The sequence below is a fragment of the Streptomyces boncukensis genome (assembly GCF_011045075.1).
In the GTDB taxonomy this organism is placed as follows: domain Bacteria; phylum Actinomycetota; class Actinomycetes; order Streptomycetales; family Streptomycetaceae; genus Streptomyces; species Streptomyces boncukensis.
Map to the genome: position 1 here is coordinate 1 of NZ_JAAKZZ010000330.1, position 8,584 is coordinate 8,584.

Annotated in this window: 6 protein-coding genes; 4 read left to right on the plus strand and 2 right to left on the minus strand. The window is 75.4% G+C overall.

Going from position 1 to position 8,584, the window contains the following annotated elements; genetic code table 11:
- Positions 1 to 237 precede the first annotated feature (237 nt).
- From G5C65_RS25450 to G5C65_RS25465, 4 genes are all read left to right on the plus strand, one after another.
- On the plus strand, positions 238 to 1,689 hold the full coding sequence (locus tag G5C65_RS25450; RefSeq protein ID WP_165301266.1) for a thioester domain-containing protein: 1,452 nt from the start codon (positions 238 to 240) through the stop codon (positions 1,687 to 1,689).
- Between the two features lie 180 nt (positions 1,690 to 1,869).
- The gene (gene ettA / locus G5C65_RS25455) at positions 1,870 to 3,534 is read left to right on the plus strand and encodes an energy-dependent translational throttle protein EttA (protein WP_165301267.1); all 1,665 of its coding nucleotides are present in this window, start codon (positions 1,870 to 1,872) and stop codon (positions 3,532 to 3,534) included.
- Between the two features lie 5 nt (positions 3,535 to 3,539).
- A complete protein-coding gene (locus G5C65_RS25460) occupies positions 3,540 to 3,971 on the plus strand; it encodes a thioesterase family protein (protein ID WP_165301268.1) in 432 nt (143 codons plus the stop codon).
- On the plus strand, positions 3,952 to 4,635 hold the full coding sequence (locus G5C65_RS25465; RefSeq protein WP_165301269.1) for a DUF8010 domain-containing protein: 684 nt from the start codon (positions 3,952 to 3,954) through the stop codon (positions 4,633 to 4,635). Before G5C65_RS25460 ends, G5C65_RS25465 begins: the two co-directional genes overlap by 20 nt.
- Before the next feature lie 153 nt (positions 4,636 to 4,788).
- Here G5C65_RS25465 and G5C65_RS25470 read toward each other — a convergent pair whose 3' ends face one another.
- Entirely contained in the window at positions 4,789 to 5,751 is a 963-nt protein-coding gene (locus G5C65_RS25470; RefSeq protein ID WP_165301270.1) for an ABC transporter ATP-binding protein, read from the minus strand.
- Positions 5,748 to 8,546: an ABC transporter permease gene (locus G5C65_RS25475; protein WP_478501611.1), complete on the minus strand. Its 2,799-nt coding sequence runs from the start codon at positions 8,544 to 8,546 to the stop codon at positions 5,748 to 5,750. The genes G5C65_RS25470 and G5C65_RS25475 overlap by 4 nt, the downstream gene beginning before the upstream one ends.
- Positions 8,547 to 8,584: the final 38 nt, after the last annotated feature.

Below are 8,584 nucleotides of genomic sequence, written 5' to 3' on the forward strand. Positions count from 1 at the left end.
GGCGGAGCGCCCGGGTCCGGCGGAAGCAGGTGTTCCAGGTCAGCGGCCTGTGCCGTGATCGTCCCAGTCCGCCGGATTCGGCGATAACGATTCTGACGCGGAATGCGTGACGGACGGGAATCGTGGGGATCTTGATGCGTTCCGCTCTCTACTATCCCTCGTACTGACGGGGGTTGAGCGCCTTGCGGCGGAAGCGCGGCCGGTACCCGGGCCGACCCGCCAAGAAGGGGAAAGACCATGACTTCTGCACGCCGACGGCCGGTGCGCCGTCTGGCCGCTGCCGCGGTCGCGGCCGGGGTGTGCGTCGCCGGGCCGGCGGCGGGCACGGGGACGGCCCTGGCCGGGGGAGTCCCGAAGCAGCGGGGCGGCGCCACCGCCACGCTGGACGGGCTGCGGTCGCACGGGGACGCGGTGATCCGGGTCGGCGCCGAGCGACGGGAGGTCAGCGCCGGGCTCTTCGAGATGTCGGTCGAGGACGGCGGCACCCTGCAGACCTACGGCGTCGACACGCTCAGACCGACCCAGGCCCAGGCGCGCTACCAGGAGGGCGAGGCCGAGTCCTCCCCGCTGCACGGCAGTCGGAACGCGGGCAGGATCCGCTGGGTCGTGCAGCACTCCTACCCCCGGGTGGACGACCTGGAGGCGCTGGCTGAGGCGGCGGGCGCCGAGCGGCTCACCGCGAGCACCGCGGCTGCCGGTACGCAGGTCGCGATCTGGCGGCTCGCCGGCGGTTCCCGCGACGGCTCGGGCGCGCCCCGGGTGAGCGCGGCCGACGCGGGTGCCGAGAAGCTCGCCGACCACCTGGTGCGCCGGGCCCGCAGCGCGCCCGAGCCGCGCGCTTCGCTCGCGCTGGACCCGGCGGCGGTGTCCGGCAGGACCGGGGACAGGCTGGGCCCGGTGACGGTCCGGACGAACGCTCCCGGGGTCACGGTCACCCCCGGTCCGGCCGCGACAGCGCAGGGTGTGCGCATCGTGGACGAGCGGGGGCGGCACCTCCGCTCCGCGCGGAACGGCACCCGGCTCTACTTCGCCGTGCCCGACGACGTCGACCCCGGCACCGCCTCGCTCACCGCGCGCGCCGCGACAAAGATCCCGGTGGGCCGGGTGCTGACCGGCGCGGGCGAGCGCGGCCGGAGCCAGGCGCAGATCGTCGCGGGGTCGAGCCAGTCCACGGTCGCCGCCGACGCCACGGTCAACTGGGCGGCCAAGGGCGCGGTCCCCGCGGCCCGCGCGGTGGAGAACTGCGCGCGGGGCGGGGTCGACATCACGGTGGACAACGGCGGCGACGCCCCCTTCCGGCTCCGGGCCGGCGACCGGCGGCGCGAGATCCCCGGGGGCGGCACCGGCACGGTCACGGTGCCGGTGCGCGAGGACCAGGCGTACCGGATACCCGTCAGCGGGCCGCGGGGGTACGAGCGGGTCTTCAGCGGCGTGCTCAACTGCGCCGCGTCCACCGGCGCGGAGACGGAGGGCGGCGGCCTGGACGGGCAGGGTGTCACCACCCGGTCCGCCGCCCGGCCCGCCACCGTCGGCGGCACGGGCGGTGAGCGGACCCTGGCCGGCGGCACCGATCTCGCGGAGACCGGCAGCGGGCACACCCCCCTGATCGCCGGGGCGGCCCTCGGGTTCGTCGCGCTGGGCGCCGCAGCCCTGGTGGCGGCCCGGCAGCGGGGGAACGGACAGGCGTGACGGCCCCGGGGCGCGGCCCCGGAGCGGTAGGAGCGCACCCGGCAGGGCCCTGCCGGGCCCGGTGCCGGGGTATCCCGTTTCCGGGCGGGGCGGGGCGTGCGGCAAGATGGATGCGTATGCCTTCGAGCGGCCCGCGGCGTGGCCGCATGTCAACACCTACAGATTGCCGGACGGTTCCTCTTGGCTGAGTACATCTACACCATGCGCAAGACGCGCAAGGCGCACGGCGACAAGGTGATCCTCGACGACGTCACCCTGAGCTTCCTGCCGGGCGCGAAGATCGGTGTCGTGGGTCCCAACGGCGCTGGCAAGTCCACCGTGCTCAAGATCATGGCCGGGATCGAGCAGCCGTCCAACGGTGACGCCATGCTGTCCCCCGGCTACTCGGTGGGAATCCTGCTGCAGGAGCCCCCGCTGGACGACTCGAAGACCGTGCTGGAGAACGTCCAGGACGGCGTGGCCGAGACCAAGGCCAAGGTCGACCGGTTCAACGAGATCGCCGAGCAGATGGCCACGGACTACTCGGACGAGCTGATGGAGGAGATGGGCAAGCTCCAGGAGCAGCTCGACCACCTCAACGCCTGGGACCTCGACGCCCAGCTGGAGCAGGCCATGGACGCCCTGGGCTGCCCGCCCGGCGACTGGCCGGTGGTCACCCTCTCCGGTGGTGAGAAGCGCCGCGTCGCGCTCTGCAAGCTGCTGCTGGAGCAGCCCGATCTGCTGCTGCTCGACGAGCCCACCAACCACCTGGACGCCGAGTCCGTGCAGTGGCTGGAGCAGCACCTGGCGAAGTACCCCGGCACCGTCGTGGCGATCACCCACGACCGGTACTTCCTGGACAACGTCGCGGAGTGGATCCTGGAGCTGGACCGCGGCCGCGCCCTCCCGTACGAGGGCAACTACTCCACGTATCTGGAGAAGAAGCAGGCCCGCCTCAAGGTCGAGGGCCAGAAGGACGCCAAGCGGCAGAAGCGCCTCAAGGAGGAGCTGGACTGGGTGCGCTCCAACGCCAAGGGGCGGCAGGCCAAGTCCAAGGCGCGGCTGACGCGGTACGAGGAGATGGCGGCCGAGGCGGAGAAGACCCGGAAGCTGGACTTCGAGGAGATCCAGATCCCGCCGGGCCCCCGCCTGGGCAACGTCGTGGTGGAGGTCGAGAACCTCAACAAGGCGTTCGGTGAGAAGGTGCTCATCGACGACCTCTCCTTCACGCTGCCGCGCAACGGCATCGTCGGTGTGATCGGGCCGAACGGCGCGGGCAAGACCACCCTGTTCAAGATGTTGCAGGGGCTGGAGCACCCCGACTCCGGTTCGATCAAGGTCGGCGACACCGTCAAGATCTCCTATGTCGACCAGGGCCGGGAGAGCATCGACCCCAAGAAGACGCTGTGGGCCGTCGTCTCGGACGAGATGGACTACATCAACGTCGGACAGGTCGAGATGCCCTCCCGCGCGTATGTCAGCGCGTTCGGGTTCAAGGGCCCGGACCAGCAGAAGCCCGCGGGAGTGCTCTCCGGCGGCGAGCGCAACCGGCTCAACCTCGCCCTCACCCTCAAGCAGGGCGGCAATCTGCTGCTGCTCGACGAGCCGACCAACGACCTCGACGTGGAGACGCTCTCCTCGCTGGAGAACGCGCTGCTCGACTTCCCGGGCTGCGCCGTGGTCGTCTCCCACGACCGCTGGTTCCTGGACCGCGTCGCCACGCACATCCTCGCCTACGAGGGCGACAGCAAGTGGTTCTGGTTCGAGGGCAACTTCGAGTCGTACGAGAAGAACAAGATCGAGCGGCTCGGCCCCGACGCGGCCCGTCCGCACCGGGCGACCTACAAGAAGCTCACCCGGGGCTGAGCGGCGTGCGGCATCCCTTTCCGTGCCCCCTGCGCTGGTCGGACATGGACGCGCACGGACATGTGAACAACGCGGTCTATCTGCGCTACCTGGAGGAGGCACGGATCGACTTCCTCGCGCGCCTGGCGCGCGAGGAGTGCCCCGGGGCGTTCACCGGAGGCTCCGTGGTGGCGCGGCACGAGATCGACTACCTTCGCCCGCTGACATTCCGGCACGAGCCGGTCATCGTGGAACTGTGGGTGACCGAGCTGAAGGTCGCCTCGGCCACCTTCGCGTACGAGATCACCGACGCGGAGGCCGCCGCGGACGCCATGCCGTACGTCCGGGCCAGCACGGTCTTCGTGCCGTACGACCTGGAGCGGGGGCGTCCCCGGCGGATCACCGCCGAGGAGCGTTCGTTCCTGAAGGGGTATGCCGATGACAGTCACCGCGGCTAGCGGGCTGGTCTTCGCCGACCCCGGGGAGGCGGCGGGCCTCGCCGCCTTCCTGGGGCGGCTGCTGCGCTGGGAGAAGAACGCCGCCGTCCGCCTCCAGGCGCAGGACGGGGTGGCCGCCGTCTTCGCCAAGCCCGCGCGCTTCGAGGTGCTGGCCGTGCGCACCGGCAGGCTGCTGGAGCCCGTCGAGCTGGATGTCACCGTCTCGGCGGGCGAGCTGCTGGAGCGGGTCGACGAGGAGCAGGAGAGCGTCGCCGTCCCGTCCCCCGTGACGGGCCCGTCCTGGGCCGGGGTGCTGCCGCCGCGCACCGGCTGGCGGGAGTTCGGCGCGGTGCCGGTGGACGCGGTCCGCACGGTCGCGGCGGCGGCCGTCGGGGAGTTCCGCGAGCGCGCGGAGAAGCTGGGCGCCGGGCGGCGCGGGCGCGAGGAGCTGGACGCCCTGGCGGAGGAGATCTGGTCCCGTCCGCTGGGCCGCACGGGGATGCCGCTGCGCGCCGTGCACGCCGCGCACGCCCTGGGGTTCCTGCGGGGCGAGGAGCCGGTGAGCCTGCTGGAGGCGGCCGGCGGCAACTGGCTGCGGCTGCGGTCGGCGTACGGATCCGTGCTGGTCCGAGCCGGCGGCTCCACCCGAGGACCGACCGCCGGCCTCACGGTCACCCCGGTCTAGCCCAGCCCAGCGGGCGCCCCGGAGGGGCGGGGGCGCGGGGAACTGCGCGCCGGGCCACGGCGGTGGCGCGCTCTGCACCGAGCAGCAAGGGGCCGCCCCTTCCCGGCAGGGCCGGTCCACCGGACAAGGCCCCGGAAGAGGGCTCCGGGAAGGTCAGTGCTCGTCGTCCGGGTGGACTTCGATGTGCTGGGGCCGCAGCTCCAGCCGGACCCGGTCCCGGATCGCGAGGGGCTCCGTGAACTCCGGTGGCAGCTGCAGCCGCCCGGAGCGGTCGATCGTGGTGTACTCCCGGCTGACCCTCGACTCCCCGCCCCCGGCGTCCGGTTCGGTCCTGCGCAGCGTCTCCGTGCTGGTGCGCCCGTCCCGGATCGAGACCGTACGGCTGACCTGCTCCGAGACCCCCTGGTCGTGCGTCACCACCACGATCGTCGTCCCCAGCTCGGCGTTGGCCCGGCGCAGCGCGGCGAACACCTGCTCCGCTGTGGCCGTGTCCAGCTCCCCGGTCGGCTCGTCGGCCAGCACGACCGACGGGTGGTTGGCCAGCGCGACGGCGACGGCCACCCGCTGCTGCTCGCCGCCGGAGAGCTGCGCGGGGTGGCGGTCCCGCGCCTCGGCCAGGCCCAGCAGGTCGAGGAGCTCCCGGGCGCGCTCCCGCTGCCGGCGGCGGGAGCCGACACCGCCGCGCCGCAGCCGCATCGGCAGGGCCACGTTCTGCGCGGCGGTCAGATAGGGCAGCAGGTTGCGCGAGGTGCGCTGCCAGATGAAGCCGACCGTCTCCCTGCGGTAGCGCAGCCGGGACGCGGCGTTCATCGCGAGCAGGTCGTAGCCCGCCACGGTGGCGCGGCCGGCCGAGGGGGTGTCCAGCCCGGCCAGGATGTTCAGCAGGGTGGACTTGCCGCTGCCGGAGGCGCCGACGAGCGCGGTCAGTTCGCCCTCCCGCACCAGCAGGTCCAGCCCCTGCAGCGCCTGCACCTCGACGCCGTCCGTGCTGAAGATACGCACCAGGCGGTCGCACACGATCAGCGCGTCGTCGCCGTACGCACGGGCCCTGGCCGCCTCGGCGGCGCGCTCTTCCAGGTCGGTCAGGGTGGTCGGGGCGGGGGGCGAGGGCGTCATGGCGGCTCCGTACGCAGGTCGGCGGTCGCCCGTCCGGGCAGCCCGGCGAGCCGGGACTGCACCAGCAGGCCGGCGGCGGCGAGCACGAGCAGGGCGAGCGGGGGCAGCAGCAGGGCTGCCGGGTCGGCGCGCAGCCCGGCCGGCACCGAGTCGGGGGTGCCGGCGAGCGCGGTCAGGTCGATGCCGGGGCCCAGCAGCGGCACGGTGGCGAGCCCGGTCAGCGCTCCGGCGCACGCCGTCATGGCGTACAGCGGCAGGCTCTCCAGCAGCAGCATCCCGCGCCCCTGGCGGCGCGGCAGGCCGAGGGTGCGCAGCCGGGCGAGCAGGGCGAGGCGCTCGGGCGCGGTGTGCAGCAGCGACAGCAGGACGGCCAGCGCGGCGTATCCGGCGGATGCCAGGACGGCGGCGGTGTACAGCCGCTCGGCGCCGGACTGCAGTGCGGAGTCGGCGAACCGGGCCCGCTCGGCGGACCGGAGGACGAGCACGCTGCGCCCGCCCTCCCGCGCATCCCGCGCGCCCCGCCCGTGCTTCCCGTCCTGCCCGTTCTGCCCGTGCTTCCCTTCCTGCCCGTGCTTCCCGTCCTGTCCGTCCCGCCGTTCGGCCAGGGCGCGCAGTGCCGCGCCGTCGGCCGAGGGGCCGTCGACGAGCACCGTGTCGGCGGCCAGCAGGGCGGTGCCCCGGGCGTCCGGCCGGGCGCGGGCGACGGCCTCCCGGGACAGCACCAGGAACGCGCCGCCGCGCGCGGCGGGCGTCTCGTCCCGGACGAGCTCCGCACGGACGGGGACCTGCAGGCCCGGCAGCGCCAGGGTGCCGCCCCGCCGGCCGCCCAGGCCGCGCGCGAGGCCCGGGGAGACCAGCGCGGGCAGCGGCTCGGACGCGGCGGTGTGCCGGTCCGTGCGGAGCGCCCGCGCGGGGAACCCGCCCTGGCCCGTACGGTCGGCGATCCGGGCGTACGCGGGGGCGTCGGCCAGGATCACCGTCACCCCGGAGGCGAGGCCGGTCAGCTCGCCGTCCGGCTGCGTGCGGTAGGCCGCGGCCTCCCGCACGCCGGGCACCTTCCGCACCGCGCCCGGCAGCCCGGCGGGCAGCGCGCCGCCGTCCTCGGCCTCGATCCGGGCGTCCGCGCCCACCGCGGCCAGCGCGGCCCGGTCCCGGGCCTGCGCCACGCCCGCCAGCACCGTGCCGCCGAACGACGCGACGGTCAGCGCCACCAGCAGGGCGAGCAGCGCCAGTCCGGACACCGCGGCCGAGGGGGCGCGCCCGGCGCGCGCCAGCCCCAGGAACGCGACGGGGCCCGGACGCCGCGCCGCAGCCCGGCTCAGCAGCCGCAGCGGCAGCGGATAGCACCGCATCAGCAGCAGCGCAGCGGCGCACGCGAGCAACACCGGGGCCAGCGCGAGCAGCGCGTCGCCGCCGTCGGCGGTGCCGCGCTGCCGTACGGCCACGACGGCGCCCGCCACCAGCGCCAGCACGGTCAGCTCGACGACCCTCCGGCGGCGCGAGGGGCGGGCGCGCGCCACGTCCGCGCGGTCCGCTGTCACCCGCGCCCTGCGCTGCCCGAGCGCGCCGCGCACCGGCAGCGCCAGGGCCGCCACGGCGGTCGCGCCGCAGGCCGCGGCCAGCGCGGCCCCGGACCGGCTGCCCGGGACGGCCAGCAGCGCCAGCCCGGTGCCCACGGCTCCGGCGGGCACGGCCACGGCGGCGGTCTCCGCCAGCAGCCGCCCCGCGATGCCCGGCAGCGAGCCGCCCCGGGCGCGCAGGAGCGCCAGCTCCTCCCGGCGCCGGTCCGCCGCCAGCGCACCGGACAGCAGCAGCACCGCCGTCCCGGCCGTCGCCAGCCCGAGGAGCGCGATCAGCAGCAGCGGGGAGAGCGCAGAGCGGTCGCGCCGAAACGCCGACAGCGTCTCGGCCAGCCCCTCCTCCACGGTGATCCGGCCGACGGCCGCGCGCTCCTGGAGCCGCGCCGCGCGCGGCCCGCTGGACAGCGAGGCCAGCTGCCGCTCCGCCTCCTCCACCTGGTGCGCGTGCAGCGCGCCTTGGTCCACCGGGTAGTGCCAGAACAGTTCGGCGCCCTCCCGCAGATCCAGCAGCGCGGGGGCGGCGCGCGGATGGATGACCGCGCTGAAGTGCCAGTAGTGCTTGGGCGAACCGCCCTGGACCGGCACGGGCACCAGGGTGGGCCGGACCAGGCTGTCCTCGGCGTTCCAGTACGGGCTCGCGCGCACCTGGCCGGGGTCGCCGCGCGGCGCGTAGACGCCGGTGATCTCGACGCTGGTCTCGCCGTACCCGGAGGGCAGGTGGAGGGTGTCGCCGGGGCGCAGCTTCAGGGTGCGCGCCGTACGGGCGCTGACGGCGGCCTGGAGGCGCCGCCCGCCCTCGGGCCCGGTCACCGTGCCGTCCGGGAGCCGCCCGGCCGTCAGCCGGGCGCGCGCGGTGAGCCCGGCCTGCGCGGTGAGGGTCACCCGGGGGTCGAGCCCGGGGGAGGGGCGCGGCAGCCGCCGGTCGCGCACCTCGGCAGGGGCGGTGCTGCGGACGCCGTAAGCGGCCTGCCGCCGGTCCAGCCGCAGCGGGGGCCGTACGGCCTCGCGGAGCGCCTGCTCGGCGGCGCGGACGCGGTCGGGGGCGACCCTCTCGCGCAGCGTGCCGGGCTCGGCGGACGCGGGCGAGGCGGCGGCCGTGCCGCTCAGCAGCCGGTCGTCGGGGTGGGCGCGGGAGAGCGCGTCGCGGAGTGCGTCGTCCGCCGAGGCGTCGAGGGCGCGTGGCAGCGCGGCGGCGGTGAAGGCGGTGACCAGCACAAGAACGGCCAGCCCCAGCGCCCCACGCCGAACCCGCC